The sequence below is a fragment of the Pseudomonas aestiva genome (assembly GCF_039908605.1).
GTDB classification, from domain to species: domain Bacteria; phylum Pseudomonadota; class Gammaproteobacteria; order Pseudomonadales; family Pseudomonadaceae; genus Chryseomonas; species Chryseomonas aestiva.
The window spans coordinates 3,620,007-3,636,726 of record NZ_CP150916.1; the positions used below are offsets into that span (position 1 = coordinate 3,620,007).

A 16,720-nucleotide genomic window follows, 5' to 3' on the forward strand; every position below is an offset into this window, starting at 1 on the left:
CGATGGAGCCGTCTCAACCCAACCTACGGGACCTCCGCCCCGGATGATCTGGCTAGCCCGCCAGATACCGCCCGATCAGGGTCACGCCGGAGACCAGCACCAGCCAGGTCACCAGGCGGGTGAAGCGTTCGCGGGACAGGCGCCGTTGCAGGTGGCGACCGATCCAGCCACCGAGCAGCATGGCGGGCAGCAGGCAGACCGCGAGGAGCAACAGGCGGCCGTCGCTGTAGGCGCCGGCGATCAGCAGCAGGACGATGCGGATGGAGGCGCTGCAGCCGATGAGAAAACTCTGGGTGCCGCGGATGGCGTTCTTGTCTTCCAAGCGACCGTTGAGATAGAGCGCATAGAGAAAGCCGCCGCTGCCGAACAGGGCGCCACAGAGGCCCCCGACCCCGCCCGCCGGGATCGACCAGGCCGGCGCCAGTTGGCGAAAGCCTTTGGGGGTGAGCAGGCTGTAGGTGGAATAGACGACCACGAAGAGGCCCAGCCAGAGCATCAGCAGCCGGGCATCGGTGCGCATCAGCAGGTAGGTGCCCAGGGCGGCGCCGAGCAGCAGCATCGGCAGCAGCCGTCCGAGTTCGCGGCCGGCGATGGCGCGGCGATCCGGCAGCCAGTTGTGGAAGGAGGCGAGGAAATCCAGCATCACCAGCAAGGGCACGATGCGCGACAGGGGCATCCAGCTGGTGAGCAAGGGACCGGCGACCAGGGCGCTGCCAAAGCCGGCGACGCCAAAGATCAGATAGGCCAGGACCACGATGGCTTCGATGAACAGCCAGTCGATGGGGCTGAAGGCTGGAATCAGGGCAGCGAGGGTTTCGAGCATGGGGCGCATCCTGCGACAGAAAGCTCATTCTGCGCCCCGGAAACAGCCGGTGAAAACCGCCGGCTGCCCGCGTTCAAGGCAACCGGCGATCCAGAGCGGCTCAGGGAATCAGGCGCTGGGCCCGCAGCCGGGTGAAGAGGTCGAGAAAGCTCGCCCGGGTGTCGCGATAGCCGAAGAAGCCCAGGTCACGACTCTTGGTCATGTCGTTGAGGCACTCGATCTCGCGGCCCAGGTCAGCATCGCTGTGCCACCAGGAGGCGAGCTTGTCGACGTCGGCTTCCACCAGGCCGTGCTCCTCGGCGAGCTTGCGCCACTGCGCCGGCGCCACGTCCTTCAGCCGCGCTTCCAGCGGCATGGGCTGCTCGGGATAGGGTGCCGGCTCCAGGTCGAAGAAGGCGGCGATCTCGCCCCACAGCCAACGCCAGCGGAAGACGTCGCCGTTGACGGTGTTGAACGCCTGGTTGCGCGCCGCCGGCGCCAGGGCGGCCCATTCCAGTTGCTCGGCGAGCAGACCGGCATCGGTGACGTCGGTGATGCCGTCCCACTGGGTACGGGAACCGGGGAAGACGAAGGGCTGGCCAGTGGCCTTGCACAGGGAGGCATAGACCGCCAGGGTCAGGCCCATGTTCATGGCGTTGGTGCCCTTGGCCTGGCCGATCATGCTGTGGGAGCGGTGCACGCTCCAGCCGAAGCCGTGCCGCTCGGCGGCGGCGAAGAGGATGTCTTCCAGGGTGTAGTAGAAGTTGGCGCCGGCCTGGCGCGGTTCGCTTTCACGGAAAGGCGTCTCGGCCTTGCCGCTGCCGTACTCCTCGAAGGAACCCAGGTAGTGCTTGGTACCGGTAACCAGCGCCAGGTGCTGCAGCGGCGCGCCGTCCAGGGCCTGGCAGAGGTTGTCCATCATGGCGCCATTGGCCTCGACGTTTTCCTTCTCGGTGGCACGCCGGGTCCAGGTGCAGAAGAACACATGGCTGATCGGCAGACCGGCCAGGGCCTGGCGGGTGGACTCGGCGTCGAGCAGGTCGGCGGCCACCGGGATGACGCCTTCCTGCGCCACCGGCTTGCGTGCCAGACCGTAGACGGTCCAACCCGAGGCGACCAGGGTGTTGGCCAGGTTGTAGCCGGAAATGCCGGTCACGCCGACGATGAGAGCGGTGCCCTTGCGCATGAAACCTCCAGATAGGGATGGAAGACGGCCTGCGACGGTCGCAGGCGCTGTAGATAAGGGAGTGCCTTGTCTCAGGGTTGATTCCAGCCTATTGGAGAATTAACGGCGTATCCTGGGTATAAATTCCTATTTAACAGGAATCAGATTCCGTAATCGGGAGCCAGCCTTGTATTCCTCCGAACGCCTCAAGGGCCTCGACGTCTTTGTCACCGTGGCCGATCTCGGCAGCTTCACCGCGGCCGGCGAGCGCCTCAATCTCACCGGCTCGACCATCGGCAAGAGCGTGGCCCGCCTGGAAAGCCGCCTGGGCGTGCGGCTGTTCCAGCGCACCACCCGCCGCCTGACCCTGACCGAGGCCGGCGCCAGCTTCTACCGCACCTGCACCGGGGTACTGGCCGAGCTGGAGCAGGCCGAGCTGGGGCTGACCGCCCAGGACGGCGAACCCCATGGCCGGGTGCGCATCGACCTGCCCGCTTCCTATGGCCGCCTTCATGTGCTGCCGCTGATCCTGGAGCTGCTGCATCGCTATCCGCTGTTGCAACCGGATCTGTCGCTGTCGGATCGCTTCGTCGATCCGGTCCACGAGGGCATCGACATCCTGGTGCGCATCGGCGGCTCCGACGCCTGGCCGGCCAGCCTGGGGCATCGTTTCCTCGGCACCCAGCGCCAGGTCTTCTGCGCCGCTCCGGCCTATCTCGCCCAGCATGGCCGCCCCCGGACCCCGGCCGAGCTGGTCGATCACCAGTGCATCGGCTTTCGCCAGGCCGATGGCCTGATCAGCCCCTGGCAGTTGCGCGGCGAGCAGCCGGGCGACAGCGAACGCTGGGTGTTCCAGCCGCGCCTGGTGGTGGGTGATGGCGAAGGCGAGGTGCTGGCCGCCCTGGCCGGGCATGGCATCGCCCAGTTGCCGACCTGGCTGATCGCCACGCACCTGGCCAGCGGCGCCCTGGTGGACGTGCTGCCGGAACACGGCGTCGAAGGCTCGCCGATCAACCTGGTGTGGCCGCGCAGTCGCGAGACCCTGCCACGGGTCCGGCTGTTGCTGGAGCATCTGGCCAGTCGCCTGCTGCCTACCGTGGCACCGAAGCTTGCGCACTAGCCACGACCGCGCGACGACCGGCCCCGGCTGCCGCGCCGGGAGCGGGAACATCCGCGCGGGCACCCCGGTCGTAAACTCTCGCACCCCCGCCCGTCCATGAGTTCCATCGATGGGCGGCATGACGATTATCGAGACGATCGATTGGCGCCGTCGGCTCTGGCTCAGCAGGATCGGCGGTTTGTCACCTGGCCAGGTCCGCCTGGCCGCGACGTTCCACCCCCCGGTTCCACCACCTAGATGAGGTATCTCATGAGCCAAGCCCAAGGCTACGCTGCCCAGTCCGCCGACCAGCCCCTGGCGCCCTACTCCTTCGAGCGGCGCGAACCCGGCGCCCACGACGTGCAGATCGACATCCTCTTCTGCGGCGTCTGCCATTCGGACCTGCACACCGCACGCAACGAGTGGAACAACACCCTCTTCCCCTCCGTGCCCGGCCACGAGATCGTCGGCAAGGTGACGGCGGTCGGTGCCCACGTGAAGAACTTCAAGGTCGGCGACAGCGTCGGCGTCGGCTGCATGGTCGACAGCTGCCAGCACTGCGCCCCCTGCGATGCCGGCGAAGAATCCTATTGCGAGAACGGCTTCACCGGCACCTACAACGGCAACCTCTACGGCGGCAGCGAGAACACCCAGGGCGGCTACTCCGACCACATCGTGGTCAACGAGAAGTTCGTGCTCAAGGTGAGCCACACCGAGAACCTGGCCGCCGTGGCGCCGCTGCTGTGCGCCGGCATCACCACCTATTCGCCGCTGGCCCACTGGAAGGTCGGTCCGGGCAAGAAGGTCGGCATCGTCGGCCTGGGTGGCCTGGGCCACATGGGCGTGAAGATCGCCCATGCCATGGGTGCCCACGTGGTGCTCTTCACCACCAGCGCCAACAAGAAGGACGACGCCCTGCGCCTGGGCGCCGACGAGGTGGTGGTGTCGAAGAACGAAGACGAGATGGCCGCCCACGCGAACAGCTTCGATTTCATCCTCAACACCGTGGCCGCGCCGCACAACCTGGACGCCTTCCTCACCCTGCTCAAGTGGGACGGCACCATGACCCTGGTCGGCGTACCCGCCGAGCCGCACCCGGCGCCCAGCGTGTTCAACCTGGTGATGAAGCGCCGCCAGCTGGCCGGTTCGCTCATCGGTGGCATCCGCGAGACCCAGGAGATGCTGGACTTCTGCGCCAAGCACGGCATCGTCTCGGACATCGAGCAGATCGCCATCCAGGACATCAACGAAGCCTATGAGCGCATGCTCAAGAGCGATGTGAAGTACCGCTTCGTGATCGACATGCAAAGCCTCAAGCAGGGCCAGACCGCGGCCTGATCCCGCGCTCCGCTCCGCCGTCAACGCCCGCGCCCGTCGCGGGCGTTGTCATTTCCGGTAACGCATTTTTGGCGCGCCCTGCGGTCCTAGCGATGACGACAATCACGAGGCGGCCGCCATGCAGTGGGACAAGGGACAACGTAGCGACAACGTGCAACAGGCCAGCGGTGGACGCGGCATGAAGATCGGCGGCGGCCTCGGGCTGGGTGGCGTGGCCCTGGTGGTGGTGTTCGGCCTGCTCAGCGGCCAGAGTCCGACGCAGATCCTCGGCAACCTGATCAGCCTCAGCGGCCAGAGCGCGCCGAGCCAGCAGGAGACCACCGCGCCGGCCGACAATCGCCAGGTGGACTTCGTCCGCGTGGTGCTGGGCGAGACCGAAAACACCTGGACGCGCATCTTCCAGGCCCATGGCGAGCAGTATCAGCCGCCCAAGCTGGTGCTGTTCAACGGCCAGGTGCAATCCGGTTGCGGTGGCGCCACCGCGGCCAGCGGTCCCTTCTATTGCCCGGTCGACAGCAAGGTCTACCTGGACCTCACCTTCTTCCAGGAACTGCAGCAGCGCTTCGGCGCCGATGGCGATTTCGCCCGTGCCTACGTGATCGCCCACGAGGTCGGCCACCATGTGCAGAACCTCACCGGCACCACCAGCAAGATGGAAGCGGCGCGCCGTCGCGGCATTCCCACCGAGGGTGCCACCGGATTGTCGGTGCGCCTGGAACTGCAGGCCGACTGCTATGCCGGGGTCTGGGCCAACGATGCCCAGAAGCGGCTGAACTGGCTGGAGCCGGGTGACCTGGAGAAGGCGCTGAACGCCGCTAACGCCATTGGCGACGACCGCCTGCAACGCCAGTCCCAGGGCCGCGTGGTACCGGACTCCTTCACCCATGGCAGCTCCGCGCAACGGGTCAAGTGGTTCCGCGCGGGCTTCGACAGTGGCAAGGTGGAGAGCTGCGACACCTTCGCCGCCAAGACGCTCTGACCTCTACCGGGAGCCCTCGATGCGTCGCCTGCTCGCGCTGTGCCTGGCCCTGGCCTGGGGCTCCGCCCTGGCGGCGCCTCGTGAGGGGGTCGCCCGCATCGTCAGCGACCGGCTACCGATCGACCAGTCGCAGGCTACCGTGCAGCTGTCGGCGGACTGGAACCAGCCCCATCCGGAAATCCGCCGCGCCCTGGTGATCGTGCATGGTCGCCTGCGCAATGCCGCGACCTATTTCCGTTCCGGCGAGACGGCCACGGCGGCGGCCGGCGCCGCGGCGGACACCCTGGTGATCGCCCCCCAGTTCCTCAACGAAACGGACGTCCAGCGGCATCAGCTGCCAGACACCCTGCTGCGCTGGCAGGGCAATGCCTGGATGGGTGGCGAACCCGCCCTGGGTCCGCAGCCGCTGAGCAGCTTCGCGGTGTTCGACGCCCTGCTCGCCCGCCTGGCGGAGCGCCGGTTGCTGCCCAATCTGCAGGAGGTGGTGATCGCCGGGCATTCCGGCGGTGGCCAGGTGGTGCAGCGCTATGCCGTGCTCGGCCAGGGCGGGCGCGCCCTCGCCGCCCGCGGCATCCGCCTGAGATACGTGGTGGCCAATCCGTCGTCCTATGCCTATTTCGATGCCCGCCGTCCGGATGCCCAGGGCCGGCCCGGGCCCTTCGCCGACGCCGCCAGCTGCCCGGATTACGACACCTGGAAATACGGCATGCAGGGCCTGCCGGCCTATGCCGAAGGACGCCCGGCGGCGAGCCTGGAGCAGCACTATGCGGGACTCGACCTCACCTATCTGCTGGGCGCCGAGGACACCAATCCCAACCATCCGGCGCTGGACAAGGGCTGCGCCGCCGAGGCCCAGGGTCCCTATCGCCTGGCCCGCGGGCTGAATTACTACCGTTACCTGCAAGGCCGTCATCCGGGGCTGCGCCAGCGGCTGGTCGAGGTCCCCAGCGTCGGTCACAACGGCGACGCCATCTTCACCTCGCCCGCCGGCCGCCGGGCGCTGTTCGGCGCCGACGACTAGCCTCAGCGCTCCAGGGCCGCGGGCGCGTCCAGCAGCTCCTGCACCTGGGCGACCAAGGCCTCCAGGGTGAAGGGTTTGCCCAGCAGCGCCATGCGCTCGCCGACCAGGGGCACGGGCGGTTCGTTGCCCGCCGCATAACCGGTGATGAAGAGAATCGGCAGGTGGGGTCTGAGGGTACGGGCCGCCCCGGCCAGCAAGCGGCCGTTCAACCCCGGCAATCCGACATCGGTGATCAGCAGGTCGAAGCCCTCGCCTTCGCGCAGCGCCGCCAGCGCCGCTTCGGCATCGACGGCGTCGCGATAGCGCCAGCCGAGGTCGACGCACAGCTGCGCCAGCAACTGGCGAATGACCGCATCGTCTTCCACCAGCAATACCCGGACATCCGGTAGCGCACGAGCGGTCGGGGCGCTGGCGACGGCAAGGGGGGCCTGAATGGCCAGGGCCGGATGGCGCGGCAGCAGCAGCCTCACCCGGCAGCCCTGCCCCGGCGTGCTGGTCACGCTGACCTGGCCACGGGACTGGCGCACGAAGCCATAGATCATGGACAGCCCCAGGCCCGAGCCCTGGCCCACCGGCTTGGTGGTGAAGAAGGGCTCGAAGACCCGTTCCAGCACCGCTGGCGTCATGCCCACGCCATCGTCGCCCACCTCGATCAGCAGGTAGTCGCCCGCCGGCAGCGCCGGATCGGCGTCGGACTGCACCCAGTTGCGTGCGCGGAGGGTCAGGTTACCCCCCGCCGGCATGGCATCGCGGCTGTTGATGGCCAGGTTGAGCAGGGCATTTTCCAGCTGGTGCGGATCGGCATCGACCAGCCAGAGTTCGGCGTCCAGTTCGAGCTGGCAGCGGATCTGCGGCCCCAGGCTGTGCCGCAGCAACTCCTGGAAATCGCCGATCAGCCGGGTGACGTCCACCGCCTGGGGATTGAGCGTCTGGCGGCGGGAAAAGGCCAGCAACCGATGGGTCAGACTGGCGCCCCGGCCGACCGACTGGGTGGCGGTATCGAGCAGACTGCCGACCCCGTTCAGCGCCTCCGGCGCCAGGCGGCGGCGCATGAGATCCAGGCTGGCTTGGATGCCGGCCAGCAGGTTGTTGAAGTCATGGGCGATGCCACCGGTGAGCTGGCCCACGGCTTCCATCTTCTGCGCCTGGCGCAGCAGCTCCTCGGCCTGGGCGCGATTCTGCATCTCTTCGCGCAGCTGGCGATTGCGCTCCTCCAGTTCGGCGGTTCGTGCCCGCACCTGGAGTTCCAGGGTGGCGCGTTCGCGACGCAGGGCCTCCTCGGCCTCGCGGCGGTCGTCGATGTCTTCGCTGGTGCCGTACCAGCGGATCACGGCGCCCGCTTCATCGCATCGTGGATAGGCACGGGTACGCAGCCAGCAGTGGCTGCCGTCCGCCACCCGTACCCGGTGCTCCCGGTCGTAGGCCTGACCCGCGCTGCGCGCGGCGTCCCAGGCCTGCCGGGTCGTCCGGCGGTCGTCGGGATGCAGCAGCGCCCAGAAGCTCTCGGCTTCCAGTACCGGCTGGCCGGTCAGCTGCTGCCAGCGCGGCGAGAAGACCATGCGCCGGCCGCTGGGATCGCAGGTCCAGGTGTATTGGGGATTGAGTTCCACCAGGTGCCGATAATGGTCTTCACTCTCGCGCAGCAGCAGATCCGCCTGATGACGCTCGATGGCCAGGGCGGCGGTCTCGGTGACCAGGCGGAAGGCGTCGCGCTCGGCGGCCAGGGGACGTCGCGGCTCGAGGAAATAGTTGGCGAAGGTGCCCAGCAACCGACCATCCAGGGCCAGCAGCGGCATCGACCAGCAGGCGCGCAGGCCATAGCGCAGCGCCAGGTCGCGAGCGCCAGCCCATAGCGGATCGCAGGCGATGTCCTCGACATAGACGGCTTCGCGGCGATAGGCGGCGGTGCCACAGGAGCCCGCCAGCGGGCCGATCTCCAGGCGACCGAGATCGCGGCTGTAGGCGTCCGGCAGACTCGGCGCGATGCCGTCCTGCAGATAGCGACCATCCTCGCTGAGCAACAAAATGCAGGCATGCAGGCGGACCTGGGCCAGGGCCTCCACCCGCTGCAGCAGCGCGTGCAGCACCTGGGTCAGGGGCAGCCCGGTGGCAAGGCTTTCCAGCGTCTGGCGCTCGTACTGGCGCAGATCGCCGGAGAACGGCTGATCGCTCGAAAGCGTGTGGAGGCTCATACGGCTGGCACGACCTGGACCCGAAGTCGGCATCTTAGCCAGCGACCCGGTAAACAACAGACTATTTACGCCTAACGGGCAGATTTCCAGCGTCAGAGCGCCGCCAGGATCTCCGCGCAGGTGTCGAAGCGCTGGTCACGCGCCGCCGGCCAGGGATCGCCCGGCTGATTGACCTGCAGGGTGTGGCAGCCCACGGCCCGTCCGCACTCCAGGTCGTAGCGGTGATCGCCGACCATTACCAGCCGGGCCGGCGCCACCTGCCAGAGGTCGGCCAGCCGCAGCAGGCCACCCGGATCGGGCTTGGGTGCCGCCTCGTCGCGCCCCAGCACGGCAGGCGGATCGAAGCAGTCCTCCAGGCCGATGGCGGCCAGGGTCAGCAGCGCCAGATCCCGGGCATTGCGGGTGAGGATGCCCAGCGGGCGACCCTCTTCGTGCAGGCGACGGATCAGAGCCACCGCACCCGGTGCCGGGCGGGCGGCGACGGCCAGTTCGCGTTCGTGCTCGAACAGCCAGGCGTGCTTGGCCTCGCGCTCGGTGGCCGGCAGCTCGGCCAGGTGGTGGAGGATGTCGGCCTGCTCGGGAATGCCCAGGTGCCGGCGAATGGCGGCGAAGTCGTGTACCGCCAGGGTCAGGGTGCCGTCCAGGTCGAACACCCAGTGGCTGAGGTGACGCAGTGTCATGCAGGGATCCTTTGGCGAGAGGTGACCTTCGGGCACTCCGGGGGAACCCCGGTCATGCGTGCTCCGTCTGGTGGAGACAACCTTCCGCAGGAGTCTACCCATGACGACGACCGTTCGAGCGCTACTTTTCGATGTCTTCGGCACCGTGGTGGACTGGCGCGGCAGCCTGGTCGAGGGCCTGCAGGGGCTGTCGGCCAAGCATGGCGTCCGGGGCGACTGGGAGCGGCTGGCCGATGCCTGGCGCGCCGAAGCCTACGAGGCCATCCTGCCGCAGATCGCCGCCCGCAGCCTGCCCTGGCTGCCCCTCGACGAGGTCCATCGCCTGGCGCTGGACGAATTGCTGCCACGCCATGGACTGGTAGGCCTGACCACCGCCGAGGTGGCCTGGATCAATCGCCTCTGGCATCAGCTGACCCCCTGGCCCGATGCCGTGCCGGGTCTCACGCGGCTGCGCCAGGGCTATCCGGTCTGCGCCCTGTCCAATGGCAACGTCAGCCTGCTGCTGGACATGGCCCGCCATGCCGGACTGCCCTGGGACATGCTGTTTGGCGCCGATCTCTTCCAGCGCTACAAGCCGGCCGCGGAGGTCTATCTGGGCGCCTGCGCCCTGCTCGACCTGCAACCGGAACAGGTAATGCTCTGCGCCGCCCACAACGGCGACCTGCAGGCGGCCAAGGAGCTGGGGCTGGCCACCGCCTTCATCCAGCGCCCCCGGGAAAAGGGACCGGCGGGTGGCGAGGTGTCCAGCGGCGGCTGGGATCTGGAAGCCAGTGATCTCCAGGATCTCGCCGACCAGCTGGGCCTGCCGGTGCTGGCGGGCGATCAACCCGACCCCGACGATTGAGCGCGGCCCGGGCGCTTCGGTATCCTGCCGGATACTTTTCGCCAGGGCACCTCCATGGGTTTTCTCGACAAGCTGCGCAAGAAACGTGAACGCCAGGCCCTGGCCGCCCTGCCCCGCCTGCATCAGCGCACGGCGCGCCTGCGCCGCGAGCTGCCCGACTACGAGATCGGCGCCGGTACCTATGGCGCGCCAAAGGTGTTCGATCTCAAGGAAGGCGCCACCCTGCGCCTGGGTCGCTACACCTCCATCGCCGAGGGCGTGCGCATCCTGCTTGGCGGCCTGCACCGGCTGGACTGGGTGACCACCTATCCCTTCCCCGCCTTCGTCGACGACCTGGCCCACATCAGGGACTACGGCGGCACCCGCGGCGACGTGGTGATCGGCAGCGACTGCTGGATCTGCACCGATGCGCTGATCCTCTCCGGCGTCACCATCGGCCACGGCGCCGTGGTGGCCGCCGGTGCCGTGGTCACCCGCGACGTGCCACCCTATGCGGTGGTGGGCGGCAATCCGGCGCGCTTCATCAAGGGACGCTTTCCCGAGGCCACCTGCCAGGCGCTGCTCGACATCGCCTGGTGGGACTGGCCCGAAGCCGAGATCCTGGCTGCCGGCGAACACCTGTGCAGCGCCGATATCGACGGCTTCATCGCCTATGCCCGGGCGCGCCATCCGGCGCCCTGAATCCGGCGCCCGGAACTCGGGACGCCTCCCAGGGCTCACCTTCATTAGTCAATCTTTTGAAGGTTCTCCATGGAAGCGCTCGATCTGCTGCAATGGCCGGCCATGGCCATCACCCTGCTCGCCGCCTGGCTGGTGGCCTCCCAGCGCCAGGGCCGGCGCAACTTCGGCTTCTGGGTGTTCCTGCTGAGCAACGGCCTGTGGATTGCCTGGGGCCTGCAGGCCGAGGCCTATGCCCTGATCGTGCTGCAACTGGGCCTGGCGGCGATGAATCTGCGCGGGGTGCGCCGCAACGCCGCCGAGGCGTCGGCCGCGGCGGTCGCGGAGGCTTCGGGCAGGGCATAATGACCGGCCCTGCGTCAGACGGCCCCGCCCCATGCAGTACAGCGTCACCCCCATCGGCCACGTCCGCTCCTGCTTCAAGGAGAAATTCGCCATTCCCCGGCAACCCGCGCTGGCCCCGGCCGCCCGTGGCGTGCTGGAACTGCTGCCGCCCTTCGACCGGCCCGAGGCGGTGGAGGGCCTGGCAGGCGTCAGCCATGTCTGGCTGCTGTTCCTCTTCCACCAGGCGCTGGAAAGCCAGCCGCGCCTGCGGGTGCGGCCACCGCGCCTGGGGGGCAATCGCTACCTGGGCGTCTTCGCCACCCGCGCCACCCACAGGCCCAACGGCATCGGCCAGTCGGTAGTCCGCCTCGACGGCCTGGAACCGGGGCGGCTGCTGCTCTCGGGGATCGATCTGCTCGACGGCACCCCGGTGCTGGACATCAAGCCCTATGTGCCCTACGCCGACAGCCCGCCGGGCGCCCACAACGCCATCGCCGAGGCGCCGCCGCCAGCCCTGGCGGTGGGCTGGGCGGATGCGGCGCGGGTCCAGGCCGAGGCCCACGGCCAGCGCCTGGGCGAGCCCCTGGCCGAGCTGATCGAGCAGTGCCTGGCCCAGGACCCCCGACCGGCCTACCAAGTGCCGGCGCCCGAGCGCCGCTACGGGGTGCGCCTCTGGGACGTGGAGGTGCACTGGCACTATCCGACCGCGCACCAGATCCGGGTGCTGGACGTGACCGCGGCGTCCTGACGCCGCCCGGTTTGCATTCCGGCGGCCAAGGCCCCAACAATGACATTGCCGGATCGCGGATCGCATGAAGCGATCCGCACCCGGCTACGGCCGCCGTTCGGCCGTATCACCGATAGGGAAGCATCTATGGCTCCAAGCAGACAGGTCATCAACGCTCAGGTCAGCCCCAAGGGCAGCCTGGAGACCCTTTCCCAGCGCGAGGTCCAGCAGCTCAGCGCCGCCGGCTCGGGCAACCTCTACCAGCTCTTTCGCCAGTGCGCCCTGGCCATCCTCAACACCGGCGCCCACAGCGACAACGCCAAGACCATCCTCGAGGCCTACCAGGACTTCGAGATCCGCATCCATCAGCAGGACCGCGGCGTACGCCTGGAACTGATCAACGCCCCGGCCGACGCCTTCGTCGACGGCGAGATGATCGCCAGCACCCGCGAGATGCTGTTCAGCGCCCTGCGCGACATCGTCTACACCGAGAGCGAACAGAGCAGCCTGCGCATCGACCTGGAAAGCTCCGAGGGCATCACCGATTACGTCTTCCACCTGCTGCGCAACGCCCGCACCCTGCGCGCGGGCGTCGAGCCGAAGATGGTGGTGTGCTGGGGTGGTCACTCCATCAGCACCGAGGAATACAAGTACACCAAGAAGGTCGGTCACGAACTCGGCCTGCGCAGCCTGGACATCTGCACCGGCTGCGGCCCGGGCGTGATGAAGGGGCCGATGAAGGGCGCCACCATCGCCCACGCCAAGCAGCGTCTGCAGGGCGGTCGCTACCTGGGCCTTACCGAGCCAGGCATCATCGCCGCCGAGGCGCCCAATCCCATCGTCAACGAACTGGTGATCCTGCCCGACATCGAGAAGCGCCTGGAGGCCTTCGTCCGCGCGGGTCACGGCATCATCATCTTCCCGGGCGGCGCCGGCACGGCGGAGGAGTTCCTCTACCTGCTGGGCATCCTCATGCACCCGGACAACCGGGACATCCCCTTCCCGGTGGTGCTCACCGGGCCGCAGAGCGCCGCGCCCTACCTGGAGCAGCTGCACGCCTTCATCGGCGCCACCCTGGGCGAAGCCGCCCAGCGCCACTACCAGATCGTGGTCAACGATCCGGTCGAGGTGGCCCGGCAGATGGCCCAGGGCCTCAAGGCGGTCAAGCAATTCCGTCGCGAGCGCCACGACGCCTTCCACTTCAACTGGCTGCTGCGCATCGAGGAAAGCTTCCAGCGCCCCTTCGATCCCACCCACGAGAACATGGCCGCGCTGCAGCTGACCCATGCCGTGCCGCCCCATGAGCTGGCCGCCAACCTGCGCCGCGCCTTTTCCGGCATTGTCGCCGGCAACGTCAAGGCCAAGGGCATCCAGCTGATCGAGGAGCGCGGGCCCTACGAGATCCATGGCGATCCCGACATCATGCGTCCGCTGGATCGGCTGCTGCAGGCCTTCGTCGAGCAGCACCGCATGAAGCTGCCGGGCGGCGCGGCCTACGAGCCCTGTTACCGCGTGGTCAGCTGAATCCTTTCACGTAGGCCCTTTCTGGCTGGTTTCCCGCTTCCATGACCGTTCGTCAGCACCCTGTTCGACGAACGGTCATCATGCTAGCCAGGTGGTATCAAAAAGTCGCTAGCTAGCTATCCAGAGCGCTTCGCTGACCTGCGTCTGCCGGGTGGCGAAGTGACTTTTCCGCTCCAAAAACACCTCGCGCGCTAACTGCATGACGCTGGCCTCAAGCCCCTCTTCACCACGCCGATAGGGCAAGGCAAGCTAACCTCAGAGCGCAGGTTGCCGTGGTGAAACCTACCCGGACGGAGATCCCGCCGGGCCGTCTTCCTCCAGCCGCGCCAGACTTCCTGCCGAGGCCACGGAATGAACAATTGGCTGGGACTCGACTTCCTTGTCGCCCCTCTTGCCCAGGAGCAGGTGCACCTGCACGGCCAGCATGATGGCTGGCTGGTGACGCTCGCCTATCTCGTCGCGGTCAGTGCCTGCTACGTCACCCTGGTGTTCGCCGAGCGCATCGGTCAGACCCGTACCCTGGCGCGGCGGCGTGCCTGGAGTCTGATGGGCGCCCTGAGCTTTGGCTTTGGCGTCTGGGGCATGCACTTCATCGCCATGCTGGCCTTCACCGTGCCCACCCGGGTGCACTACGACCTCTTCATCACCGTGGCCTCGCTGCTGATCGTGGTGCTGGCCGGACTCATGGCCATGCCCGCCCTCAGTCAGCCCGACCTCACCCTGGGTCAGCGGCTCAAGGCCGGCACGGTGCTGAGCCTGGGCATCGTGCTCATGCACTACACCGGCATGGCCGCGGTACATACCGAGGCGGTGGTGCTCTATCGCCCGCTGCCCTTCCTGTTGTCGATCGGCATCGCCGTAGGGGCCAGCTTCGCCGCCCTGCAACTGATCCAGATCTTTCGCCGCCACTACACCGGCATCTATCGCTGGCTGCGCATCGCCACCGCCCTGGTGATGGGCCTGGCGATCGCCGCCATGCATTTCACCGGCATGTGGTCCATGGTGCTGATCGCCCCCGCCGAAACCGAAAGCACCCTGCAGGGCGCCAGCAATTCCTGGCAGCTCGGCGTCGGCATCGCCATCATCGCCCTGCTCCTGGGGATCGGCGGCCTGGGCGCGGCCTGGGCGGATCGCCAGCTGCAGCGCAAGGAAAACGACCTGGAGCGGGTCAATTCCCTGGTCGGCCAGCTCGACGAAGCCCGCGCCTCGCTGCAACAGGCGGCGCACTACGATCCCCTCACCGACCTGCACAATCGCCGCGCCTTCAACCAGGCCTTCGCCGAGATCCTCGAACGCCACGCCCAGCAGGGGCGCAGCCTGGGGGTGATGTTTCTCGACATCGATCACTTCAAGCGCATCAACGACAGCCTCGGCCACGACGCTGGCGACCAGCTGCTGGTGGCCATGGCCAGGATCATTCGCGACGCGGTGCGCGAAGGCGATCTGGTGGCCCGCTTCGGCGGCGACGAATTCTGCATCCTCGCCAGCCTCGCCGGCCCCGAGGAAGCCCGGCAACTGGCCCAGCGCATCCTGGAGCGGCTGCGCAATCCGGTCACCATCGGCAACCGCACCCTGGTGATGACCACCAGCATCGGCATCAGCCTCTATCCGCGCGACGGCGGCTGCTGCGAAGAACTGCTCAAGAGCGCGGATCTCGCGCTCTATCTGTCCAAGGGCAATGGCCGCAACACCTACAGCTTCTTCGACGAGACCCTGCGCGAGAAGATCTCGCTGCAACTGGAGCTGGAAGCCGAATTGCGCGAGGCGCTGGTCGAGGAACGTGGTCTGCAGCTCTACTACCAACCGATCCTCGACGTCGCCAGCGGCCAGCTGGACAAGGCCGAAGCCCTGATCCGCTGGGATCATCCGCGCCTGGGCATGCTGGCGCCCAACTGCTTTCTCGGCGTGGCCGAGGCCAACGGCTTCATCGAGGAGCTGGACGCCTGGGTGCTCAAGCGCGCCTGCCAGGACCTGGCCGAGCTGAGCGCCGCCGGCCTGGCGGACCTGCGCATCGCGGTGAATTGCTCGGCGCTCAGCCTGAGCAACGACGCCCTGCCCGGGCAGATCGCCTGGCGCCTGGACGACCACCAGCTATCGCCGCGACGGCTGGAGCTGGAGGTCACCGAGAACGCCCTGGTCAAGAACGTGCAGCCCACCGCCGAATTGCTGCAGCGCATCCGCGACCTGGGCGTGACGGTGTCCATCGACGACTTCGGCACCGGTTACTCCTCGCTGGCCTATCTCAAGCGCCTGCCGATCGACACCGTGAAGATCGATCGCTCCTTCGTCACCGGGCTGGCCGAGGGCAATGCCGATCACCAGATCGTCCAGGCCATCATCGGCATGGCCCGACCGCTCAAGCTCAAGGTCACCGCCGAGGGCGTCGAACACCTGGAGCAGCTACGGCTGCTGTGCGCCCTGGGCTGCGACTTCATCCAGGGCTACCACATCAGCCGCCCGGTGCCCCTGGCCCAGGTGCCCGAGGTGATCGCCCGCTATGCCAGCGGGGTCTGTCCGTTGCAGGCCCAGGCAGAGGCCCAGGCGGAAGCGGATGCCGACGCCCTGGCCCTGGCCAAGGCGCTCGGCTAGCCGCGGCGATAACGCAGCCAGACGCTGCCGTCGTCCTGGGCTTCGGCCGCGTCCAGCTTGAGGTAGAGCGGCTGCTGCCAGGCCTGCTCGGCGATCTCGAAGGAGGCCGGATGGGCACCGCGGCCATCCACCAGCGGGATGATCAGCACGCTGATCTCGTCCACCAGGCCGGCGGCGACAAAGGAGCCGCTGACGTGGGGGCCGCCCTCCACCACCAGTCGCTCGATGCCCAGTTCGGCGTTCAGCAGCTCCAGCACGGCGCTCAGATCCAGTTCGTCCTTGCCGCCGAAGACGTAGGAGGCGCCGATGTTCTGCAGGTGCGTCAGGTAGTCGTCGCTGACCCCTTCAGTGAGCACTGCCACCACATGGGAATCCAGGGCCTCATTCTTCTTCCAGGCCACCTTGCCCTGGGGATCGATGGCGATGGCGTACTTCGCGGCGTCGCGCCGGGCGAAATGGTGGGTACGCGGGATGGGCGCCTGGGCGACGCCGGTGGGATAGCCCTCGCCGTGGGCGATCTCTTCCATGGTCACCCGGCCACAGGCCCAGGCATCGAATTCGAAGCGCTCGGCCAGGCGCTCGTAGGTGGCATCGGCCTGTTTCTTGACGGCGCGGTCCCAGCCGTCGGTGAGGGCGTGACCGTCGACCGACGACATCATATGGCAGATCACATAGGGCTTCATGGGGGCTCCCGGCAATGGCGTGTCGCCATGACACGCCTTGCAGCAACCGACCGGTCCGGCGCCGGGGGAGTTCAG

At 67.9% G+C, this 16,720-nt stretch carries 15 protein-coding genes; 10 read left to right on the plus strand and 5 right to left on the minus strand.

Going from position 1 to position 16,720, the window contains the following annotated elements; genetic code table 11:
• Positions 1 to 52: 52 nt before the first annotated feature.
• Positions 53 to 823 (minus strand): sulfite exporter TauE/SafE family protein, encoded by a 771-nt coding sequence (locus AABM56_RS16795; RefSeq protein ID WP_133863164.1) that lies wholly within the window; start codon positions 821 to 823, stop codon positions 53 to 55.
• Between the two features lie 100 nt (positions 824 to 923).
• Positions 924 to 1,988, minus strand: a complete 1,065-nt coding sequence (locus AABM56_RS16800; protein ID WP_347883528.1) for an SDR family oxidoreductase — start codon at positions 1,986 to 1,988, stop codon at positions 924 to 926.
• 166 nt (positions 1,989 to 2,154) lie between these two features.
• On the opposite strand from AABM56_RS16800, the gene AABM56_RS16805 reads away from it, so the two are divergent.
• From AABM56_RS16805 to AABM56_RS16820, 4 genes are all read left to right on the plus strand, one after another.
• Positions 2,155 to 3,087, plus strand: a complete 933-nt coding sequence (locus AABM56_RS16805; RefSeq protein ID WP_347883529.1) for a LysR family transcriptional regulator — start codon at positions 2,155 to 2,157, stop codon at positions 3,085 to 3,087.
• 249 nt (positions 3,088 to 3,336) lie between these two features.
• Positions 3,337 to 4,404: an NAD(P)-dependent alcohol dehydrogenase gene (locus AABM56_RS16810; RefSeq protein ID WP_133863167.1), complete on the plus strand. Its 1,068-nt coding sequence runs from the start codon at positions 3,337 to 3,339 to the stop codon at positions 4,402 to 4,404.
• A gap of 118 nt (positions 4,405 to 4,522) precedes the next feature.
• Positions 4,523 to 5,383 (plus strand): neutral zinc metallopeptidase, encoded by an 861-nt coding sequence (locus AABM56_RS16815; protein WP_133863168.1) that lies wholly within the window; start codon positions 4,523 to 4,525, stop codon positions 5,381 to 5,383.
• 19 nt (positions 5,384 to 5,402) lie between these two features.
• On the plus strand, positions 5,403 to 6,404 hold the full coding sequence (locus tag AABM56_RS16820) for an alpha/beta hydrolase (RefSeq protein ID WP_347883530.1): 1,002 nt from the start codon (positions 5,403 to 5,405) through the stop codon (positions 6,402 to 6,404).
• 2 nt (positions 6,405 to 6,406) lie between these two features.
• On the opposite strand, the gene AABM56_RS16825 is transcribed toward AABM56_RS16820, so the two are convergent.
• Positions 6,407 to 8,596: an ATP-binding protein gene (locus AABM56_RS16825; RefSeq protein ID WP_347883531.1), complete on the minus strand. Its 2,190-nt coding sequence runs from the start codon at positions 8,594 to 8,596 to the stop codon at positions 6,407 to 6,409.
• A 92-nt stretch (positions 8,597 to 8,688) separates the two neighbouring features.
• The gene (locus AABM56_RS16830; protein WP_133863171.1) at positions 8,689 to 9,276 is read right to left on the minus strand and encodes an HAD family hydrolase; all 588 of its coding nucleotides are present in this window, start codon (positions 9,274 to 9,276) and stop codon (positions 8,689 to 8,691) included.
• A 100-nt stretch (positions 9,277 to 9,376) separates the two neighbouring features.
• Here AABM56_RS16830 and AABM56_RS16835 point away from each other — a divergent pair, with 100 nt between their 5' ends.
• The 6 genes from AABM56_RS16835 to AABM56_RS16860 all read left to right on the plus strand — a co-directional run bounded on the left by AABM56_RS16835 (position 9,377) and on the right by AABM56_RS16860 (position 15,962).
• Positions 9,377 to 10,120: a haloacid dehalogenase type II gene (locus AABM56_RS16835; protein WP_347883532.1), complete on the plus strand. Its 744-nt coding sequence runs from the start codon at positions 9,377 to 9,379 to the stop codon at positions 10,118 to 10,120.
• Between the two features lie 54 nt (positions 10,121 to 10,174).
• Positions 10,175 to 10,801 (plus strand): CatB-related O-acetyltransferase, encoded by a 627-nt coding sequence (locus AABM56_RS16840; RefSeq protein ID WP_133863173.1) that lies wholly within the window; start codon positions 10,175 to 10,177, stop codon positions 10,799 to 10,801.
• 69 nt (positions 10,802 to 10,870) lie between these two features.
• Positions 10,871 to 11,143, plus strand: coding sequence for a hypothetical protein (locus tag AABM56_RS16845; RefSeq protein ID WP_347883533.1), 273 nt, complete (start codon positions 10,871 to 10,873; stop codon positions 11,141 to 11,143).
• Positions 11,144 to 11,174: 31 nt separating this feature from the next.
• Positions 11,175 to 11,870, plus strand: coding sequence for a tRNA (N6-threonylcarbamoyladenosine(37)-N6)-methyltransferase TrmO (tsaA, locus tag AABM56_RS16850; protein ID WP_133863175.1), 696 nt, complete (start codon positions 11,175 to 11,177; stop codon positions 11,868 to 11,870).
• A gap of 126 nt (positions 11,871 to 11,996) precedes the next feature.
• The gene (ppnN, locus tag AABM56_RS16855) at positions 11,997 to 13,373 is read left to right on the plus strand and encodes a nucleotide 5'-monophosphate nucleosidase PpnN (protein WP_133863176.1); all 1,377 of its coding nucleotides are present in this window, start codon (positions 11,997 to 11,999) and stop codon (positions 13,371 to 13,373) included.
• Between the two features lie 351 nt (positions 13,374 to 13,724).
• Positions 13,725 to 15,962 carry a bifunctional diguanylate cyclase/phosphodiesterase gene (locus tag AABM56_RS16860; protein ID WP_133863177.1) on the plus strand — a complete coding sequence of 746 codons (2,238 nt, stop codon included), beginning with the start codon at positions 13,725 to 13,727 and terminating at the stop codon, positions 15,960 to 15,962.
• On the opposite strand, the gene AABM56_RS16865 is transcribed toward AABM56_RS16860, so the two are convergent.
• On the minus strand, positions 15,959 to 16,645 hold the full coding sequence (locus tag AABM56_RS16865) for a dihydrofolate reductase family protein (RefSeq protein WP_133863178.1): 687 nt from the start codon (positions 16,643 to 16,645) through the stop codon (positions 15,959 to 15,961). The genes AABM56_RS16860 and AABM56_RS16865 overlap by 4 nt on opposite strands.
• Positions 16,646 to 16,720 lie beyond the last annotated feature (75 nt).